This is a genomic window from Rhodanobacter sp. OK091, from assembly GCF_900142825.1.
In the GTDB taxonomy this organism is placed as follows: domain Bacteria; phylum Pseudomonadota; class Gammaproteobacteria; order Xanthomonadales; family Rhodanobacteraceae; genus Rhodanobacter.
Genome location: NZ_FRCH01000002.1, coordinates 337956 through 357757 on the forward strand (window position 1 = coordinate 337956; position 19802 = coordinate 357757).

Genomic DNA, 19802 nt, shown 5'->3' on the forward strand with positions numbered 1-19802 from the left:
GCTACCCGTGCGAGGCGGTTTGGGTGGCCTGCGGTGTGGTCGTCTTGCGCGCCGGTCGGACAGCACTGCTTCGCGACTGTGCGAGCGCACGCGCCATGCGCCGCACCGCCTCGTCCAGTTCGGCTTCATCGTGATAGCTGAAGCCCAGTCGCATGAACGGTTGCTCGCGCTGGAAGAATTCATAGCGTCCGGCACCGAAGAACTGCACACCTTCGAGGTCACCGGCAACGGACCAGGCAGCCACGTCGATCGCATCGTCGACACGCAGCCATAGCCCCGTGCCGCCGGCGGGGGTGCGGAACGTGACGGCGCTGCCGAGGTGGCGCACCAGCGATGCCGCCAGGGCATCGCGCCGGGCAGCGTAGATGCGCCGCATCCGTCTTACATGGCGCAGCAATTCACCATCTTCGAAAAGTTCGGCAATCGCACATTCCATCGCCGCATCGCCCTGGGCATCGCTCGCTGCGCGCAGACTTGCCAGCCGTTCGAACACCGGTGCTGGCGCAATCACGAAGCCGGAACTTATTCCTGGTGCCAGCAGGTTGGACAGCGAGCCGATATAGATCACGTTGGCGCGGCCCGCGCCCGAGGCAATCGGCAGGACAGGCTTGCCGGCGTAATGGAATTCGTGGTCGTAATCGTCCTCGATGATCGCAAAGCCGTGCCGCAAGGCGAGCTCAGCCAACCGCAACCGTTTCGCATGTGACATGACGACGGTGGTCGGGAACTGGTGATGCGGCGTCAGGAACACGGCGCGCACCTGCTGCTGCGCCAGCAAGGCCTCCAGCGCGCTGATGTCGAGCCCGTCATCGTCCAGCGGCAAAGGCATCAGTCGCGCACCGGCGAGCTTCAGCACGCTCCACGCCGGCGGATAGCCGAAAGCCTCGACGACCACCACATCGCCCGGCTGCAACAGCATGCGCGCGACCAGGTCGATGGCCTGTTCGATGCTGCGCGTGATCATGAGATTGTTTGGCGTCACCGGTAGCGCGCGCGTGCTCGCCAACATGGCCGCCAGTTCCTTGCGCAGGCGCGGGTGGCCGCAGGGATCGGCATAGGTCAACAAGGCACGACCACGCTGGCCGATGGCGCGGCGGAACGCACGCGCCATTGCCGCTGCTGGAAACAGACGCACATCGGGCATGCCGTTGCAGATGTTCAATGCACCTGGCGCCGGCGCGCCGATGGGCGGCAACTGATACACGGGTGGCATGAGCCGGTATGTCGGGCGTGCCGGGTATTCCGCCGACGGCGCATGCGGAGCGAACGGTACGTTCACCGAATCGGCGACGAAGGTGCCTCCGCCGATACGTGTATGGATCAACCCTTCGGCCGCCAACTCGCCATAACCGGCGACCACGGTGTTGCGATTGATGCCCAGGCATTCGGCCAGTTCGCGCGAACCCGGCAGTGCATCGCCGGGCTTGAGCCGGCCGCGCCGGATGTCGTCGGCGATGGCGCCAGCAAGCTGCAGGAACAGTGGCTGTTCCCGCGTGGGGTCCAACACGATAGGCAGCTCCCATCGGCGCATGGCGCGATTGTAACGACTATCCGCGGCGGCGACCGACCGGACTAGCTCCCATCGCAAAAGTGGCGCTTTCGATGCGTTCCAGGCGAGCTCAATCTCGAAGTCCACATCACGAGGGAGTACGTCATGCGCAAGATTCCGTATGCAATCCTGATCGCCACGCTGGCCGGCAGCGGCGCAGTCGCGCAAGCCCTGGCGGCATCGGGCGGTCCCGGTTATTCCGTCTACAACCTGCCGTCGGCGGGTGGAACTTTCAGTTCCGGCAACAGCATCGACAACCTCGGCATCATCGGCGGCAATGCCAATCAACCCGGCGACAAAACCACGCACGCCACGGTGTGGCTGTTCGGGTCGCGGTTCGACCTGGGCACTCTGGGCGGCGCCAACAGCAGCATTCAATGGCCGGTGAAGAACAGCCTTGGCGTGATCTCCGGCATGGCGGAAACCGCCGACGTGAACCCTTTGGGCGAGGCCTGGAGCTGTTCGGCTTTTTTCCCCGGGGCAGCGACCTTGCATAACTGCGCCGGCTTCGTTTCCGACTGGGGCAAATTGCGCGCGCTGCCCACGCTGGGTGGCTACAACAGTTTCGCCACCGGAACGAACAACCTGGGCCAGACAGTCGGTTGGGCCGAGAACACCGTACACGATTCGACCTGCAATCCGCCGCAGGTGCTGCAGTTCCGCGCGGTGGTCTGGGGGCCGGGCAAAGACCAGATAGAGGAACTGCCGCCGCTGCCGCCACTCCCTGGCGAAACCACGGTGGACACGGTTTCAGCGGCCACCGCCATCAACGATCAAGGCCAGGTCGTCGGCATTTCGGGCATCTGCTCGAACGCGGTCGGCGGGTTGAGCGCCATCCACGCGGTGATCTGGCAACACGGCCAGCCGACGTATATGGGCAATATTGGCGGGGCGGCCTGGAACACTCCGATGGCGATCAACCGCAACGGCGCGGTGGTCGGGTTCGCCAATGTGCAGACTGGCCGCGGGCTTCTGGCGCATGCGTTTCTGTGGACCCAGAGCGGCGGTATGCAAGATCTGGGCACGCTGCCAGGACAAGGTGCCGGTGCGCAGAGCCAGGCGCTTGGCATCAACAAGCTAGGTCAGGTGGTCGGCTTGTCCTGCATGGCCGGGTTCGCGAGTTGCCAGGCATTCCTGTGGCAGAACGGCGTGATGGCCAATCTCAACGAGCTGGTTGCAACGGGTTATCGCGATCAGCTCATCCAGGCCAGCGACATCAATGACGAAGGAGTGATCACCGGCGAGGCAGTCGACGCTTCCGGTGAGGTTCTCAGTTTCGTGGCGACCCCCGGCTATGGCCTGAGCAGGAATGTTGCAGCAAGTACTAATGCTGCCATCCAGGGCGTTCCGTTGCCGGCGAAGCTGCGGACGAAACTCCTGCAGCGCATAGGCCTGAAGGCGTCCGATTTCGGCGCCGTCAAATAATCGCGGCAGTGCGGCGATGCCTATCCGCAACGGATGGGCATCGCCATCAGCGCCAGCGGGGAAAGCCATGGCCATGCATCACGAACAACACTTGCAACGAATGAACGAGAAATACGTGGCAGCCTCGCTGGCTGGCGACGTCGACTGGTATCGGATGCATCTCGCCGATGAGTTCGTCTGCATCGAATCGGATGCCTCGATGCTCGACAAGAATGCGTTCCTGCGGCTGACCGCCCGAGGCTGCTCGGACCTTGAGGAGTACAAGCTGGTCGATGTCGACGTGAAGTTCTACGGAGACGTCGCACTGGTACGCGCACTGGGTTCGTGGACGAAGAAGACCGGCATGCGCGGCATCAGTCGCTACATCGACGTCTATGTCCGCAGCGACGATGAGTGGAAGGTGGTTTCCGCACAGATCACCCGCGCACCAATCGCGCGTGCTGGGAATGACCATGAGTCCGGCTAGCCTCGTGCTCCTTTGGCTCGCCTCTGCCGTCATCCTCGCGACGGCCGTGAGTCGGCACAGACAAGGTGTCGGGTGACATCGCGCTGCTGCGCATAACCTTGCCGAGGCCGGCGCATCGGGCATAGATTCGGGTCACCAACCGGGGAGGGCGAATCATGCGCGTACTGGTAGCGGGTCTCATCGGCGGCATCCTGATGTTCGTGTGGGGTGTCCTGGCCCATATGGCGCTGGGACTGGGCAATGTCGGCATCAAGCCGCCGGCCAATGAAAATGTGGTGCTCAGCAGCCTGCATGAGGGTCTGGGCGAACAGCCGGGCGTCTACATCCTGCCGTCGCTGGATCCGAAGAAAATGGGCGATGCGGCAGAGGTCATCGCCTACCGGCAAAAAGCCATACGGTCGCCTTACGCCTGGGTGGTCTACCTGCCGCAGGGCGAGGACATGACCAGGATGGGACCGCAGATCGGACGTCAATGGGCGTCGGATACCTTGAGCGGGCTGGCGCTGGCCTTTGTGATGGGGCTGGCCGGGCTGGGCTTCCGGCGCCGCCTCGCCGTGGCGGCCGCGGCCGTGGCATTCGCCTGGCTGGGCACCATGGTGCCGTACTGGAACTGGTACCGCTTTCCGCTCGACTTCACCTGGGCTGCGCTGATCGAGCAACTGATCGGCTGGCTGATCGCCGGCGCCGCGATGGCCTGGTGGTTGGGCCGCAGCGAGCGCAAGCTGGCGAGCTGATGCTTCATGCTCCCTCTCCTGCGTACAGCAGGAGAGGGCTGGGGATGGGCGAAGTCCCCATGCGAAATGTGATTCGCATTGCGACGATTGCCACCGGGCAGCGATAATTCAGGGTTCAAGCCTTCTCTGGACTCGATCATGCTGGATCCCGCACTGCTGCGTTCGCGCCTGACCGAAACTGCTGCGCGCCTCAAGGAAACCCGGGGCCACGCACTCGACGTCTCCGCGATGGAGGCGCTGGAAAGTTCGCGCAAGCAGCTGGCGATGGAGACGCAGGAGCTGCAGAACCTGCGCAACACGCGCTCCAAGTCGATCGGGCAGGCCAAGGCGAAGGGCGAAGACGTCGCCGCGCTGATGGCCGAAGTCGCCGGCATCGGCGACAAGCTCAAGGCCAACGAGCAGGCACTGGCCGAGACGCAGGCGAAGCTTTCCGACATCGCGCTGCTGATTCCGAACATCCCGCACGAGTCGGTGCCGATCGGCAAGGACGAAAGCGACAACGTCGAGATCAGCCGCTGGGGCACGCCGCCTACGTTCGAGTTCGAGGTCAAGGATCACGTCGAGCTGGGCGAGCGTCACGGCTGGCTCGACGGCGACGCCGGCGCCAAGCTGTCCGGTGCACGTTTCACCGTGTTGCGTGGCCAACTCGCACGCCTGCATCGCGCGCTCGGCCAGTTCATGCTCGACTTGCACACCGGCGAGCACGGCTACCTCGAATACAATGTGCCGGTGATCGTCAACGCCGACAGCATGCAGGGCACCGGCCAGCTGCCGAAGTTCGAAGAAGACCTGTTCGCCACCCAGGTCGGCGACACGAAGCGCTACCTGATTCCCACGGCCGAAGTCTCGCTGACCAACCTGGTGCGCGACACCATCCAGGAAGCCGACGCGCTGCCGCTGCGCTTCACCGCGCACTCGCTGTGCTTCCGCGCCGAGGCCGGCAGCTACGGCCGCGACACGCGCGGCATGATCCGCCAGCACCAGTTCGAGAAGGTCGAGATGGTGCAGGTCGCGCGCGCCGCCGACTCCTACGCCCAGCTCGAAGAAATGGTCGGCCACGCCGAGAAGGTGCTGCAGAAACTCGGCCTGCCGTACCGCAAGCTGCTGCTGTGCACCGGCGACATGGGCTTCAGTGCAGCCAAAACCTACGATCTGGAAGTGTGGCTGCCCAGTCAGCAGACCTACCGCGAAATCTCCAGCTGCTCCAATTGCGAGGACTTCCAGGCGCGCCGCCTGCAGGCCCGCGTGCGCAACGCCGACACCGGCAAGCCCGAACTGGTGCACACCTTGAACGGCTCCGGCCTCGCCATCGGCCGCACGCTGATCGCGGTGATGGAGAACTACCAGAACGCCGACGGCTCGATCACCGTGCCCGAAGCGCTGCGTCCGTACATGGCTGGGCTGGACCGCATCGCATGAACGCGCCGGCGCCCGTTCGCGGGAGATGGGACAAGGTGGAGTTCTACACCAGCTACTTCCTGCTGCTGGTGTTGATCTCCTTCATCGGCACCCGATTAGGCTTCGCCACCGTGTGGCAACTGCCGACCATCGACCTTGTGCTCTCCATCGTCGCCGTGCTGTTGGTTCTCGCCAGCTTCTGGTTCGGCCGCCACAGCCGCCGCTGGCGCCTGTGGGTGATCGGCTTCGCCACCGCCACCCAGATCGTGCCCATGGTGATACGCGAACCCGTGCTGCTATTTCCGCTGATCGGTGCATTGATCCCGATCGCGATCCTGGTGGGCTGCCTGGTCGCGCTGTCGAAGAAGAGCGCCGACGTTCGTCCGCCGCAGGGTTCCTGACCGACGGACCCGCTGCGCCGTCAGCGCAAATGGGCGGACGAACTCACCATTTTATGCGCCCGATCTCATGATCGATTCCGCGGCGAAGCTGTTTCGCCAGCGCCGGGTTTCCGATGCGGCGGATGCTTGAGCGAAGCACCTGCAAATCCTGTCGCCAGCCGAGTTTGTCCCCCAGACGACGCAGCGAACGCGTTGACTTCACTTTGCGCTTGACGGCTTCGAGACTTTTCCAGCCAGCCGACGCCTCAACCCCATTCAACGTTTCCAGTTGTAGCCGAAGACGGCGTACGCGCTTGCGCCAACGATGAAGGCGAGCTGACGAACCTTCTGCCTGCGCCGCCGCTTTCGCCTTCTCCAGGCGCTTCAAGCTGCTCAGGACGGAGTGGTGCACCACCTTCTTCGTCAGGTCCGCCCACGGAAGGTCTGTTATCGCCAATGTCATCCGGCTCATCCTGGCGCGCCGTTTCGAAAAATCCGGATCGCGGGACAACGCAGCGTCAAGCAAAAGGTCGCGGCGATGCCTCAGCTGATCGGCTACTTTTTTCCAGTACGGCTGGTGGTCGTTAGCCAGCTTGGACGCCGTCTCCGCCACCACCTGAGCGTCACGAAGCGGAGACAGGCCGTCGGCCAATCGATCCAGCGATCTATCGATCGCGTCGAACTTCGCGCCGAAAACCTCCCGGCCCAAATCCAGCGTACCCCGAAGCCTTCGTATCGCCTTGCGGGCCTCGTGCACGGCCACGTGACGATCCCGCTTCTTTTCCAGCGCCCGACGCACTTCGTGCGCCTGCCTGGACGCCACCTCAGCAAGTTCCAGCCCCAACAATGTCGACGCCATAGGCCGCAGGCTTCATTCGAAGACGGGCAACTAGTCTAGTCCGTGGTCCTTTCCTGGTGCATCACTCGTTGTAGTACAGCAGTGATCGCTGGGGGCCAGGTCGTTCCTTAAACAGGGGGGACGAACTGGCTGGACCGCACTGTTCGTAGGGAAGGTGGCGGAGGGAGTGGGATTCGAACCCACGGTACGCGTTAACGTACGACAGTTTTCAAGACTGTTGCCTTAAACCGCTCGGCCATCCCTCCGCGGGAAACGCATTGTAAGGCCAGTTGCATCGCTAGCCAACGCGGTGCGATCCGGTTGTAATCCGAATCCAGCCCATGGGACCCCTGCCTTGATCCGACGACTCGCCATACCCGCCTTCTGCGTTGCCCTCCTGATGATCGGTAGTTCATATGCCAGGGAGGCTCCGGCTCGCCACGATTTCGCCATCGATGCACCGGTCCAGCCGATGGCCGTGCGCGTTGATGGCCGCTGGCAGGTCAGCTACGAGCTGCACTTCACCAACACGTCCCGTAGCGAGCTCAGGCTCACGCGTGCCACGGTGCTTGGCGGACCGAACGAGACCCCACTTGCCGATCTCTCCGGAGCGGTGCTGGCCGCCGATCTGGCCCCGGTGAATACCATCGGGCACACCAAAGCCGATCCCGTCTTGATCGCGCCGGGTCAGCAAGCGGTGCTGTTTCTGGACATCGTCGTGCCTGAGCCGCAGGTTCCGCACGAGTTCCGGCATCGCTTCAGTTACACAACCGCAGGCAACAACAAGGCGCTGACGCAGTGGAGCGATGAGCTCGCGGTGGACAGCACGAAGCCCTCGCTGATCGCGCCGCCGTTGCGCGGTGGACCGTGGGTGGCCATACATAGCCCTGCCTGGCCGCGCGGACACCGACGTGTGTTCTACACCCGGTCAGGTCATGCCAGATTGCCGGGCCGGTTTGCCATCGACTTCGTCAAGGTGGACGACAAGGGCCGCATGACCGCGGGCGACCCCGACCTTGTCGGCGATGCTTTCGGCTATGGGGATGATGTGCTGGCGGTGGCCGACGCGACCGTCGCGGCGGTACATGACGGCATGGACGAGGCTTCGCGCATCTCGGCGCGAACGACGCCTCCAGCGGACGAGGATGCCGGCAACTACGTCGCCCTGCGGCTTCCCGACGGCCGCTATGCCTTCTACGAACACCTGAAGAAAGGCAGCGTGCGTGTGGCTGCGGGCGACAAGGTCAGGACGGGCGAGGTCATCGGCGCGCTGGGTTTCTCCGGCGAATCCACCGGGCCTCACCTGCATTTTCATGTGGCCGACGGCAGTACGCCGCTAGGCGCAGAGGGCCGGCCGTTCGAGATTCGCAGCTATCGGAAGCTGGGCCATTACGACGACATCTCGAAACTCGGCTCCCCATGGGTGCCTATGGTCGATGGCAAGGGCGCGACACGCGTGGGCGAGTGGCCAGACGGGAATGATGTGGTGAGTTTCCCTTAAGGGGGGGGCTCGAAAAACCGGTGATTTTGGACCGTCATCCCAGCGAAAGCTGGGACCCAGTGACTCTAATTCCTTGAAACCCCAAGGACGCTGGATCCCAGCTTTCGCTGGGATGACGAGTAATAGCCAGTTTTTCGAGGCCCCTTGGCCCCTTGAGGGCGCGCGGACCAGCACGCAGGTTTCCTCCGCTGATCGAAGCTCGGCGACGTGGAAGCGGTGGTCGTCGTCAGTGCGTGGCGTCGTCGACCGAAAGCGTGACGTCCGGCGTCAGCAGCAGCTCAGCCTCGCCGGTGACGTAGCGGACATAACGGTAATCGCGGATGAAGCTGATCCGGCCGTCGCGCCACTCGAGCCACATCACGTAGCTGGGCTTGGTATCGGCGCGGTCTTCGAAGACCGCGATCACTTCCCGCCCTTCGAGCCAGGCTGGGGCCAGCCATACGCCATCCATCGTGGCATAGAGGGTGAAGAACAAACCGACGTCCGCGGAGCCGGTGCGAAGCGGGTAATTGGACTGAACGAGTTTCACGTCGTCAGCGAGTAGCGCCCGCAGGCCATCCCAGTTTCGCTGGTTGAAGAGCGCGACATAACGCGCCACCGCGGCGGATGCCGGCCGCGCGTCAGGGAGTGGGCCGGCTTGCGCATTGATATCCCGAAGACGTGCGCGGCCACGCGCCAGGTGACCTTTCACGGCATCGACGGTGAGGTCGAGCAGGGTGCCGATCTCGATCAGCGATTCGTCGAGCACGTCTTTCAGGATGACGACGCTGCGCTGGAGGACGGGGAGCTCCACAAAGCGCGACACCGCGGTGTTCACCGCTTGTTGGCGCATCAGCATCTCCGCGGGGTCGGGGTTTGCTGGGTCGCCGGCGTCCGGCACAGCGTCGATCGGTTCGGCCATGCGCACCGCCCGGTTGCGCAGCAGATCGAGGGCGCGGTTGTGGGCGATGCGGAACAGCCAGGGGCGCAGCGGCGGCGTCTCCTCCATATCTTGCAAGGCCATGAGAGCCCGGACCAGCGTGTCCTGCACGACGTCCTCGCCCTCGATGACCGATCCCATGAGACGCGCGCAATAGCGGTGCAGCTCGGGCCGCAGCTGATCGGCCACGGCGAGGAGTGCTGCCCGGCGATCGCTTTCCGGCGTGGGGTGCCCGGTGCTCAAGCCGCTGCTTCCTCCAGGATGGTGACGCCTGCGTCGCCATTGAGTCCGAAGGCGAGGCCGTCGGCATATGTCGGATCGTCCAGCACGGAAACCACCTTCTCGCCGAACTCCCGAGGCGGCATCGGTGTGCCGAAGCGGGTCAGGAACGCTTCGGGCGTGATGCCCATGGCGCTCGCGTAGGCGCTGGAGGCCATGTCACCGATCCCGGTGCCGGCGACCATCTGCAGCGGTGCGACCGCCTGGAAGCTGATCCCGAGGTTCTTCTGTGCGGCAATGCCGTTGGCATACTTGGCCATGAACCAGAGCATACGCTTGGCGCCGCCATAACCGCCCGACATGGGCGATCCGCTGACGGCCGCGCCGCTCGATACCACGAGCACGCGGCTTCCCGGCTTGAGCGGCAGATTGAGCGCGGCCTGCAACCAATACAACCCGGCCTTGACGTCGTGCTCCCAGGGCACAGTGAAGTCCGCCCAGCTCACTTGGTCCAATCGGCCCATCGGCGGTTTTGCGCCGGCATTGAGCACCAGGATGTCCGGGTGGACCTGGGTCAAGATGCGGTGGGCGGCGCTCTCGTCGGTGACGTCGGCGGATATCGTGGCGACGCCCAGCCGGGCGCGGACGGACTCGAGCGCATCGGCGCCGCGGGCGACGACTGTCACCTTGGCGCCATGCGCCACCAGCGCCTCGACCAGTCCCAGGCCAAGGCCGCGGCTTCCGCCGGTAACGACGACATGCTTATCTTTGAGGCTCATCGGTGCTTCTCCGGTGTCTTTAAGGTTATAGCCAAGACGATTGGGGCGCGGGAAAGGAGTCAGTTCATGGTGCGACCTGACACTTATCTGCCGCGCCTCGGGCTTTTCGCTCAGGCCTCGGCAGGCGCTGCCTGTACGAGCATGGCGAACTGGCGTTCGAGTGCCTTGGCCGCGCCGCTGCGCCAGCTCTCCGCCATGGATTCCGACACGGGATCCGGAAAGATGTCCTCCTCCCCTTTGCCGACCCCGTCGAAGATGCCGCGCGCAACGGACTGCGGAGAGGCCTTCGGTATGTCGAGGTCTCGGGACATGTCCGTGTCCACCGGGCCCGCCAGGACGGCATGGACTCTCACGCCGCGTCCGGCCAGAAGAGCGCGCAGCGATTGCGATAGAGAGAACGCGGCCGCCTTCGAGATCGAGTAGGACGGAATGATCGGCAAGGCGGCAAAAGTCGCTACCGAAAGAATGTTGACGATGGTTCCCCGGGAACGCGTCAGCAATGGCAGGAACGCCTGGGTCACGCCATACGTGCCGAAGAGATTGACGGCGAGGTGCTGCTCGAGCACGGCGCGATCGCTCAAGTCGTCATAAAGCGCCAAGCCGGCGTTATTGATGAGGATATCGAGAGATTCGACGCTCTCGACAGCGCGCTGGATATGTGCCGCATTGGTCACGTCCAGGATCAGGGGCGTGACGCGTTTATCTGCGTGGACCAAGGGCTGGCGCGTGCAGGCGTAGACCCGCTTCGCGCCTCTCTTCAGAGCTTCCTCGACCAGTGCCCGTCCTATGCCGCGATTGGCTCCTGTCACCAGTACATTCTTGTCTCTCATCCGGTTCGCTCCGTTGCTGTGTGAGAGCCAAGACGGATGAGGTGGCGAAAAGGAGTCACCGGCGGCAGGCGCACGTCCTGGATTTTGCGCCCTCGGTGCGGCGGGATCTGCCGCCGGATTGATCGTGATCAATTCGGCGCGGGGCGGTTGGCGCAAAGCTGACCACGTCGGCATCCAGTAGGGGAGTGGCAGATGAGAGCCTGGCAGGAAGTGGTCGCACGCGCGGATAGCGCTGCGGCGGTGCGACGGCCCGATGCGGCCGCGGGTGACACAGGGCAGGCCGGACCGTTGTCGTTACTCAAGGGGACAAAAGAATGAACATCAAATCCATGGGCGTCGGTCGCTTGCTGGTCTGCCTGGGCGTATTGGGCTGGTTCGGTCTGATCAACCCTGCGCGCGCCATCCCGGCGTTCGCCCGGCAGACCGGCCAGGCCTGCGTGGCTTGCCACGTGAGCTTTCCCGAACTGACACCGTACGGGCGCATGTTCAAGTTGAGCGGCTACACCATCGGCACGCGGCAGGCGCTGCCGCTGGCTCTGATGGCGCAGTTCGGGGTTACCCACGTGCGCAACAACCGCGACGACCAGGGCCAGAAGATCGTGCCCAAGACCGACAAGCCGGTGCTCTCCGCCGCCAGCGTGTTTGCCGGCGGCAAGATCACCGACAACATCGGCGGCTGGATCCAGTGGACCTACAACAACCTGGCCGGCAACGGCGATGTCGGTCACAGCGGCATCGACAACACCGATCTGCGTGTGGTGGGCCGTTCGGAAAACACCGACAACACCGACATGCGCTGGCTGTATGGGCTCACCGTCAACAACAACCCGACCGTGCAGGACGTGTGGAACAGCACGCCGGCGTTCGGCTTCCCGTTTACTACGCCACCGAATGGCATTGGCGCCGCGGCAGCCACCATGCTCGACGGCCAGCTCGGCCAGCAAGTGGCAGGGGTGGGCGGCTATGTGTACTGGAATCGCACCGTCTACGTCGAGCTGTCCGGTTACCAGACCGCCGACGGTTTCTTCGCACCGCTGCGCGCCGGCACCGACACCCAGACGCCCGGCGGTGTCCATCGGCTCAGCGGGGTCGATCCCTACTGGCGGGTGGCCTGGAACCGCGAGTGGGGCGCCGACTCGCTGATGGTGGGTGCCTATGGCGGCCACTTCCGGGTGTATCCGGACAACACGCTGCCGTATACCGATACCGATCGCTTCACCGACATTGCGGTCGACGCGCAGTTCCAGCACATCAGCCAGGACCACACCTACACCTTCCAGTACACCCATATTCACGAGAATCAGGACTATCGGGCGAGCTATCCAGCCACCTTGGCCGGAGCGCCGATCGGTGCGGGTCCCGCGCCGGCCAACGCGCACGACACGCTGATCACCGACAAGCTGAAGGGCACTTATTATTTCGACCGCAAGTACGGCGCCACCTTGTCGGTGGTCAGGACCCACGGCACCGCGGACGCGGGCCTCTACGCCCCCGGCTCGGTGGGTGGCAGTGTCAACGGCCGCCCGGACACCCAGGGCTACATCCTTGAGCTGGATTATCTGCCGCAACAGAACGTGCGCCTGATGCTGCAGTACTACGGCTACAGCAAGTTCAACGGATCGCGGCGCAACTACGATGGGTCGGGGCGCCCGGCGAGCGACAACAACACGCTGTTTGCCAACATCTGGCTGGTGTACTGAGATGTTCGTCACCGCACCATCACCGTCCTCGGGAGGACGCCACATGAAGCGCATCAGAGTCGGTCTTGCCACACTCGCCTGCCTGTTCGCCGCACTGGACGGCACGGCCTTCGCGGCCAGCGGCGCCACGTCCGCCAGCGACGACGCGGCGATCAAGCTGGCCACCCAGGTCTGTTCCAGTTGTCACGGACCTGGCGGCGACAGCCAGTCGCCTACCTTTCCGCGACTGGCCGGACAACAGCAAGCGTACGTGTCGGCTCAGATCAAGGCGTTCAAGAGCGGCGCGCGCAACGAACAGGAAGCGCACGATTACATGCTGGGCATGACCACCCTGATCGATGACGCCACCGCCGAATCGCTGGCGCGATACTTTGCCAGTCAGCCACATCCCAAGGGCATTCCGGGCGATCCGGCGGCGATGGCGGCCGGCAAGAAAATCTTCGAGCAGGGCATTCCCGGGCAAGTGGTGGCGTGTGCCACCTGCCATGGCGCGCATGCCGAGGGCAACGGCATCTTTCCGCGGCTGGCCGATCAGCACGAAGCCTACATCGTGCGCCAGCTGACGGTGATCCAGCGCAACCTGCGCAATTCCCCGGTCATGCACGGCATCATCAAGAACCTCACGCCGGAAGAGATGAAGAACGTGGCGACCTACCTGCAGTCCCTCTGATAGCGGCTGAGCCCTCCCGTCGCGGGTGGCCAGAAAAGAAGAGCCCGCCGTTGCGGGCTCTTCTTTATGCACCATTTTCCGACGGAACTAGCGATGCTCTGATTTTGCTCGTCATCCCGGAATCGCGAAGCGATATCCGGGACCCAGTGCCTTTGTGTATCAACGTTACATGAAAGACACGGGGTTCCCGCTTTCGCGGGAATGACGAAAATAGAGGTTAATCAGAGCGTCCCTAGCGATGCCTTTTCGAGCCGCGTGCGGCGGCAGTCGTCGAAGTGATTCTTTGCATCCACATCTTGGCCACAAAATCCCAAGCCATCAACAGTGCGCCAAGCGCGAACACGACGTCACCCGGCATGCGCATCCACTGCCAGAACGTCGTGGTGTTGTAGAACTGCATGCTGCGCGCATAGGCGTAGCCGTGAGTGTAGACCGCCTCCAGCTGGGGCCAGCCGATCGGATAGAAGTTCAGCGCGATCCACATCACCACGCCGATGTTGTAGAGCCAGAACGCCCACACCCCGGCCCGATCGCTCCACGGCCGGTCGCCGTTGAGGTAGCGCAGGACCATGTAAAGCAGGCCGATGGCCAGTAGCCCGAAAGCGCCGAACATCGAGGTATGCGCATGGTTGAGGGTGAGGAAAGTGCCATGCTCGTAATAGTTCACCAGTGGGGCATTCAACGTGCCGCCACCAAATACGCCGGCGCCGACGAAGTTCCAGAAGGCCGCACCCAGGATGTAAAGGTAGGCGAGCTTGTACGGGAAGTCCTTTTTCTGCTGGATGTGACGTTGTTGATCGACCGCTTCCAGCACCAGCAGAACCAGTGGCAACACTTCGATGAAAGAGAACATGCTGCCCACGCCGACCCATAGCCCGGGTTCACCAGCCCAGTACAGATGATGACCGGTGCCGAGCACGCCGCCGACGACGATGAGTATCCATTCGAACAGCACCGCACGCTCCACCATCTGCCGCGACACCAGGCCCAGTGCCATCAGGAAGTAGCCGGTGACCGCAGCGGTGAACAGCTCGAAGGCGAGTTCAACCCACAAATGCACCACCCACCAGCGCCAGAAATCGGTGATCGAGAACGAGGGGTTGGGTGAGCCCAGCGGGATCATGCCGAATACATAGAACAGCGCGACTGTCAGCGTGCTGATCCACAGCAGGTGTTCGATGCGGAACAGCCCGTATAGCGAGCCGCCGCTTTGCCTGGACAACGATTTCAGAGTGGGCAAGAAAGCGCGCAGCAATACGATGCACCACACGGCCAGGCCGACGAAGAACAGTATCTGCCAGAAACGGCCCAGCTCCAGGTAGGACAGGCCTTGATTGCCGAACCAGAACCAGTGCTCGTCCACCAGACCCATGATGCCGAGATAGTCGCCGACCAGCGCTCCTCCCACGATCGTTACCAGCACCCAGAAGATCAGGTTGACCAGAAGCCGCTGTCCCTTGGGCTCGCGCTTGCCGATCAGCGGCGCCAGAAACAATCCGGCGCCGATCCAGCTGACCCCGATCCAGATGATCGGGGCTTGCAGATGCACGCTGCGCAGGAACGCGTACGGCAGCCATTTGCCGACATTGAAGCCGTAGAAGCTGACGCGATCGGTGTAGTAGTGCGCCATGACCGAGCCGACCAGGATCTGTATCAACAACACGCCTGCGACGACCAGAAAGTATTTCCAAAGCGCCTTCTGGCTCGGCGTGGGTGCGGCGAAGTTGTGCAAGGTCGGTTCGAAGGTCTCGTTGGCTGCCTTGGGCTCGATCCATAGGCGAAAGATCACCAGCACCGCGCCGATGGCGAAGAACACCATCGTGAAGGAGGCCCATGTCCATACGAAAGTCGCCGAGGTGGGGGCATTGCCGACCAGTGGCTCGGCGGGCCAGTTGGTCGTCCATGAATAGTCTTTGCCAGGACGACGCGCGACCGTGGTCAACGATGAATAGAGCAGAAAACTCGCCGTCTGGCGGGCGCTGGCCGGGTTCAGCGCCCGCGCGCCCGTGTAGCCCTTGCTGAAGTCATCGGTGAGCAGCGATGCGGCGATGCGTGGACGCAGTGTACCGATGGCTTTGGCCACCGCATCCGGAAGGACGACCCGCTGCTGGCTCAGGTCGATGCCTTGCAACTGCCGGCGCATCTCCTGAGTGATGCCAGCCTGCTGATCGGCGTCGATGGCATCGAATGGTCTGCCATAGCGCGCGGTGGCGAGGTTGTTCTGCACCTCCTTCGCCAGCTGCACCAGGTACTCGGCGGTATAGTCTTCGCCGAAGGCGGAGCCCATGCCGTACAGGCTGCCGTAATCCATCAGGTCGGCTTTCTGGAAGCCCGACTTGCCTTCCACGATATCGGCGTATTCCATGACCGGCGCACCATCGCCGGTGGCCATCTGTCGAGGCAGCGGAGCGACTTGCTGGTAGGTGCTGCGGGTTGCTACGGCCATTCCCAGCAAGCAGGCTGCAGTAACGAAGAGAAGTACCCAGATAAGTACCTTGCTGGTTCGATCCTGCGGGCCAACCAGGCCTGTAGGGAGAGTGGTCGCACTCATGATCATTCCTGGTTAAAGGGGGCGCGGCAGATGCTAGGCACTTGTCGTGCGACCCGGCTGATCTGGATCAGGCGCGATGAAGTAAGCGGATGACACGTTGTCGCAGGGGGTATGGCTTCTGCACAGCTGAAGCCATCTGGATGAGCGCGTGCCGATGTGCCTTTTCGCGTGCAGCAGCGGTGTTGCCGGCGTACGGCAGCAAGATGTCGGATACCGTGAAGTGGGCGTTGCAGGAATTAGGGAGTCGCCGAGCGCGGACGAGAGTCTCTACTTGCCGCAGCGATCTGGCTCCCGGTCAAAGGCACGCTTTGACACGTCAAATGGTAATAGTTATCATTTACTCACTCTTTGCGAGATCCTTCCCATGAAGAAGCCTTTCTTCGTCGCCGCCCCGATATTGCTGGCTCTCGCCGGCAGCCCTGCGATCGCCAATGATCTGCCGGAGTTCACGCTGGTCGTCAAGAATCACGTCTATCAGCCCAGCGAGCTCAAAGTGCCGGCGGGCACCAAGTTCAAGATCATCGTGCGCAACGAAGACGCCACGCCGGAAGAGTTTGAGAGCACGGATTTCAATCGCGAAAAAATCGTGCTGCCGAACAGCAGCATCACCGTTTACGTCGGCCCGTTGCGCGCCGGCAACTACGGATTTTTCGGCGACTTTCACCAAGCCACGGCCAAGGGCCGGCTGATCGTGGAGTGACGCGATGCTTGGCGTAGCCTTGCTGGTGTTTCGTGAAGTGATGGAGGCGGCATTGATCGTCTCCATTGTCTGTGCTGCCACACGCGGTGTGACGCGACGGGGATGGTTCGTCACTGCCGGCATCGGACTCGGTATCGCCGGCGCCTTGCTGGTGGCGATGGGCGCCTCTCTTATCGCTCGCCTTGCCAGCGGCTCCGGCCAGGAGATCTTCAACGCCTGCGTACTGCTGTCCGCAGTCGTGATGATCGGTTGGCACGTGGTGTGGATGTCCAAACACGGTCGCGAACTGGCGCAGCACATGGGCGCCGTCGGCAGTGCCGTCAGGACAGGCGCCAGTTCGCTGACGCTATTGCTGGCGGTAGTGGCGATCGCGGTGCTGCGCGAAGGTTCCGAGATCGTGTTGTTCCTCTATGGCATGGCCATCGGCGGTATCGGCGCGGTCGGGCTGGCGGGTGGTATCGCGCTGGGCGTCGGCAGCGGTGCACTGCTCGGCTTCGCGCTGTATTTCGGTCTGCTGCGCATCCCGATGAAACATTTCTTCACCGTCACCAACGGAATGCTGGTGTTGCTGGCATCGGGACTGGCTTCCACTGCCGCCCGTTTCCTGGTGCAGGGCGATCTGCTGCCTTCCTGGGGCGCTCAGCTTTGGGACACCTCCTGGCTATTGTCCAACGGCTCGCTGGCGGGCCAGACGCTGGGCATCCTCATCGGCTATGACGCCAGCCCGGCGGGCATCCAGTTGGTTTTCTACGCGACCACGTTGCTGCTGCTGATAGTCGGCATGCAGCGACTGGGCCGAACATCGCCATCACCGTCAGCAAGGACACGTTCGCTACCCACGGATCCAGCTTCCGAGTCGTTGCGCTAACCCATCTCTGTTGTTGCTCGCGCGTATCCCCGACAGTCGCCGCGGGACGGGAGCGTGTGTGTTGAATCATCACCCCAGGAATCATCCGGTGTATCCATCCTCTCGAAAATTTCCTTCACTCGCCCTGGGTGTGGGAGCGATCCTCCTGCTCGTCACGAGCATGGTCCATGCCGACGACTTCATCGTTTACTCGCCGCACGTTCTCGCCACCCAGTCGGAGATCGAACTGCGCGGTTACAGCTATGGCGATCCACGCGCCGACTTCAACGGCGGCAACGCAGCCGAACTATCGGTTTCCCACACATTCACCGATTGGTGGAAACCGGAGATATATCTCGCGCGGCACGAGAAGGAACCCGGAGGCAGCGGGCGCCTGCTGGGCTACGAATTCGAGAACACATTCCAATTCACCCAGCCGGGTGAATATTGGGCCGACTTCGGTTTTCTGGCCTCGTACGAGCACCAGATCGTCGCCGACAAACCCGACGCCGTCGAGTTTGGCCCACTGGTCGAGAAAACAGCGGGACGGTTCACCCACCGCTTGAACGCCATCTGGGAAAAAGAGGTTGGCGCGGGTGCCGGCGGCAAGTACGAGTTTCGCTACAGCTACTCGGGCACCTATGCGGTTTCCGCTGCTTTCCGCCCCGGCATCGAGGCCTACGCGCGGCCCGCCGATCGTGCGTATCAAGCCGGTCCCATTGTCGCCGGCGAATGGCATGTCCCCGGCACCACCAGCAGCCTCGAATACCGTTTCGGCGTGGTGCTAGGCATCAATGCCGCGGCACCCCGGCGGACGTGGCTGGCCCAGGTGGAGTATGAGTTCTTCTGATTTACAACCTGTCGCGATACCTGCACCAGCTACCGCGCAAACGATGGTCCGTTTAGCTTCGAACATGAAAAGAATCGTCCGCGGCAGTTATAGCAGCAGTGGCGACCCAAGCAGTGCAGCGTAGGGCGCATCATTCCCGCGCCGGGGTCAGCTTGAACCAAACTCGGTACAATCGACTTTCGCCACCGAACACGACCCCTCATGGATAGCGCCTCAGGTCTCAAGATCATCAATCCCGCGGTACTGGCCCATGCTGAGCAGTACCGCAATGAATTCACTACGACTCCACCCTTCCCGCACATAGTTATCGAGGACTTCCTCGATAACACGTTCGCCCAGTCGTTATTCGACGCATTTCCATCCTTCGAGCGCGGCAACTTTATCGGCGACGATGGTGAACCAGGTGGCAAATCCACTCTGGCTAAAATCCGTCAATGTGGTCCCGCTTACGAGCGCCTAGACGACGCGATCAAGAGCCCCGAATTCCTCAAGGCCGTTGGTGAGCTCACCGGCATCGAAGGCTTGATCTACGATCCGTGGTATCTGGGCGGCGGTACGCATGAAAACCGCAACGGCATGAGCCTGGATCCTCACGTCGACTTCAATTATCACCCCAGCGAAAAATGGCACCGGCGCCTCAACCTCATCATCTACCTGAATCCGACATGGGATGATTCGTGGGGCGGTTGTCTGGAAATCTTCCGGGATCCTTATGCCGACAATCGGCCGTCGCGCGCGGTGGGCCCGGCCTTCAATCGTTGTGTCATTTTCGAGACATCCGAAAAATCCTGGCATGGCTTCGATGCGATCCGGCTACCCGACGAACATGCAGATATCTCACGCCGCTCGATCGCGTTGTACTTCTATACGAAAGACCGTCCGGCCGATGACACGGCACCACGCCACACCACGTACTACGTGAACCGACAACTTCCTGATTGCTACCAGGAAGGATTGACGCTGACTCGTAGCCACGTCGCTGAGCTCAAGCATCTCCTGGAGGTGCGAGACAGCCACATCAGAATGATGTACGCCGAAAATACCGCGATGCGCAAAGCACAGGACGGAGGTTTCTCTGGTCATCTGCTTTATCTCTTGAAGAGAGCCTACGTGCGCTACTGGAAGTAGTGAGGATTTCCCTCACGTCGTACCGTCCTGAGCACACGAGTATTTCGGTGACACGGCTCCTTAGAAGCCAGCTGCCAGCACGGCGCAGCAAATTTGGCGGTATGAGTTTGCTGGCACTGCGGCTCTGGCAGCGCCGCGTGGTTGCCGTTGTTTGGCGCTCAGCCCGAAACTGCTGAAGCGTTACAGATCCAGCTAGATCAAGCCGCACCGCGGCCATCCAATCGTGCGCCGCAATGGTGCTAACGCGGTCGTGCTCGCTCTCTATTGGGGCAGGGAAGGCCTCGCAATAGGGGATTTTCCAGTTCAAGTGGCTGGTTG

At 62.7% G+C, this 19802-nt stretch carries 18 protein-coding genes and 1 tRNA gene; 12 read left to right on the forward strand and 7 right to left on the reverse strand.

Annotation, left to right across the window (positions count from 1 at the left end; genetic code table 11):
- Position 1 precedes the first annotated feature (1 nt).
- Complete coding sequence (locus tag BUA26_RS11060; protein WP_218587806.1) at positions 2–1507, reverse strand: MocR-like pyridoxine biosynthesis transcription factor PdxR; 1506 nt, start codon at positions 1505–1507, stop codon at positions 2–4.
- 147 nt (positions 1508–1654) lie between these two features.
- Here BUA26_RS11060 and BUA26_RS11065 point away from each other — a divergent pair, with 147 nt between their 5' ends.
- From BUA26_RS11065 to BUA26_RS11085, 5 genes are all read left to right on the forward strand, one after another.
- On the forward strand, positions 1655–2974 hold the full coding sequence (locus BUA26_RS11065) for a DUF3466 family protein (RefSeq protein WP_072760722.1): 1320 nt from the start codon (positions 1655–1657) through the stop codon (positions 2972–2974).
- Between the two features lie 73 nt (positions 2975–3047).
- Positions 3048–3440 (forward strand): nuclear transport factor 2 family protein, encoded by a 393-nt coding sequence (locus tag BUA26_RS11070; protein ID WP_218587807.1) that lies wholly within the window; start codon positions 3048–3050, stop codon positions 3438–3440.
- A gap of 155 nt (positions 3441–3595) precedes the next feature.
- Positions 3596–4174 (forward strand): hypothetical protein, encoded by a 579-nt coding sequence (locus tag BUA26_RS11075; protein WP_072760724.1) that lies wholly within the window; start codon positions 3596–3598, stop codon positions 4172–4174.
- 138 nt (positions 4175–4312) lie between these two features.
- Complete coding sequence (serS, locus tag BUA26_RS11080) at positions 4313–5593, forward strand: serine--tRNA ligase (protein WP_072760725.1); 1281 nt, start codon at positions 4313–4315, stop codon at positions 5591–5593.
- Positions 5590–5973 (forward strand): LrgA, encoded by a 384-nt coding sequence (locus BUA26_RS11085; protein WP_072760726.1) that lies wholly within the window; start codon positions 5590–5592, stop codon positions 5971–5973. Before serS ends, BUA26_RS11085 begins: the two co-directional genes overlap by 4 nt.
- Positions 5974–6016: 43 nt before the next feature.
- On the opposite strand, the gene BUA26_RS11090 is transcribed toward BUA26_RS11085, so the two are convergent.
- Positions 6017–6811: a CHAD domain-containing protein gene (locus BUA26_RS11090; RefSeq protein ID WP_072760727.1), complete on the reverse strand. Its 795-nt coding sequence runs from the start codon at positions 6809–6811 to the stop codon at positions 6017–6019.
- 155 nt (positions 6812–6966) lie between these two features.
- Positions 6967–7056 (reverse strand) — tRNA-Ser (locus BUA26_RS11095).
- A 206-nt stretch (positions 7057–7262) separates the two neighbouring features.
- Between BUA26_RS11095 and BUA26_RS11100 the strand changes: the two genes are divergently transcribed.
- Complete coding sequence (locus BUA26_RS11100) at positions 7263–8291, forward strand: M23 family metallopeptidase (protein ID WP_218587808.1); 1029 nt, start codon at positions 7263–7265, stop codon at positions 8289–8291.
- 226 nt (positions 8292–8517) lie between these two features.
- On the opposite strand, the gene BUA26_RS11105 is transcribed toward BUA26_RS11100, so the two are convergent.
- From BUA26_RS11105 to BUA26_RS11115, 3 genes are all read right to left on the reverse strand, one after another.
- Positions 8518–9453 (reverse strand): sigma-70 family RNA polymerase sigma factor, encoded by a 936-nt coding sequence (locus BUA26_RS11105; RefSeq protein WP_072760732.1) that lies wholly within the window; start codon positions 9451–9453, stop codon positions 8518–8520.
- Complete coding sequence (locus tag BUA26_RS11110) at positions 9450–10208, reverse strand: SDR family NAD(P)-dependent oxidoreductase (RefSeq protein ID WP_072760734.1); 759 nt, start codon at positions 10206–10208, stop codon at positions 9450–9452. Before BUA26_RS11110 ends, BUA26_RS11105 begins: the two co-directional genes overlap by 4 nt.
- A gap of 110 nt (positions 10209–10318) precedes the next feature.
- Entirely contained in the window at positions 10319–11038 is a 720-nt protein-coding gene (locus BUA26_RS11115) for an SDR family NAD(P)-dependent oxidoreductase (RefSeq protein ID WP_072760736.1), read from the reverse strand.
- 314 nt (positions 11039–11352) lie between these two features.
- Between BUA26_RS11115 and BUA26_RS11120 the strand changes: the two genes are divergently transcribed.
- Together BUA26_RS11120 and BUA26_RS11125 are read left to right on the forward strand one after the other, a co-directional pair.
- Complete coding sequence (locus BUA26_RS11120; protein WP_218587809.1) at positions 11353–12738, forward strand: hypothetical protein; 1386 nt, start codon at positions 11353–11355, stop codon at positions 12736–12738.
- Positions 12739–12781: 43 nt separating this feature from the next.
- A complete protein-coding gene (locus BUA26_RS11125; protein ID WP_072760738.1) occupies positions 12782–13408 on the forward strand; it encodes a c-type cytochrome in 627 nt (208 codons plus the stop codon).
- A 232-nt stretch (positions 13409–13640) separates the two neighbouring features.
- Here BUA26_RS11125 and BUA26_RS11130 read toward each other — a convergent pair whose 3' ends face one another.
- The gene (locus BUA26_RS11130) at positions 13641–15959 is read right to left on the reverse strand and encodes a nitric-oxide reductase large subunit (RefSeq protein ID WP_072761546.1); all 2319 of its coding nucleotides are present in this window, start codon (positions 15957–15959) and stop codon (positions 13641–13643) included.
- Between the two features lie 364 nt (positions 15960–16323).
- Here BUA26_RS11130 and BUA26_RS11135 point away from each other — a divergent pair, with 364 nt between their 5' ends.
- The 4 genes from BUA26_RS11135 to BUA26_RS11150 all read left to right on the forward strand — a co-directional run bounded on the left by BUA26_RS11135 (position 16324) and on the right by BUA26_RS11150 (position 19484).
- A complete protein-coding gene (locus BUA26_RS11135; protein WP_072760740.1) occupies positions 16324–16659 on the forward strand; it encodes a cupredoxin domain-containing protein in 336 nt (111 codons plus the stop codon).
- Between the two features lie 4 nt (positions 16660–16663).
- A complete protein-coding gene (locus BUA26_RS11140; RefSeq protein ID WP_072760741.1) occupies positions 16664–17527 on the forward strand; it encodes an FTR1 family iron permease in 864 nt (287 codons plus the stop codon).
- A 13-nt stretch (positions 17528–17540) separates the two neighbouring features.
- Positions 17541–18356, forward strand: a complete 816-nt coding sequence (locus BUA26_RS11145) for a hypothetical protein (RefSeq protein ID WP_255368282.1) — start codon at positions 17541–17543, stop codon at positions 18354–18356.
- Between the two features lie 201 nt (positions 18357–18557).
- A complete protein-coding gene (locus BUA26_RS11150; protein ID WP_072760743.1) occupies positions 18558–19484 on the forward strand; it encodes a 2OG-Fe(II) oxygenase in 927 nt (308 codons plus the stop codon).
- Positions 19485–19802: the final 318 nt, after the last annotated feature.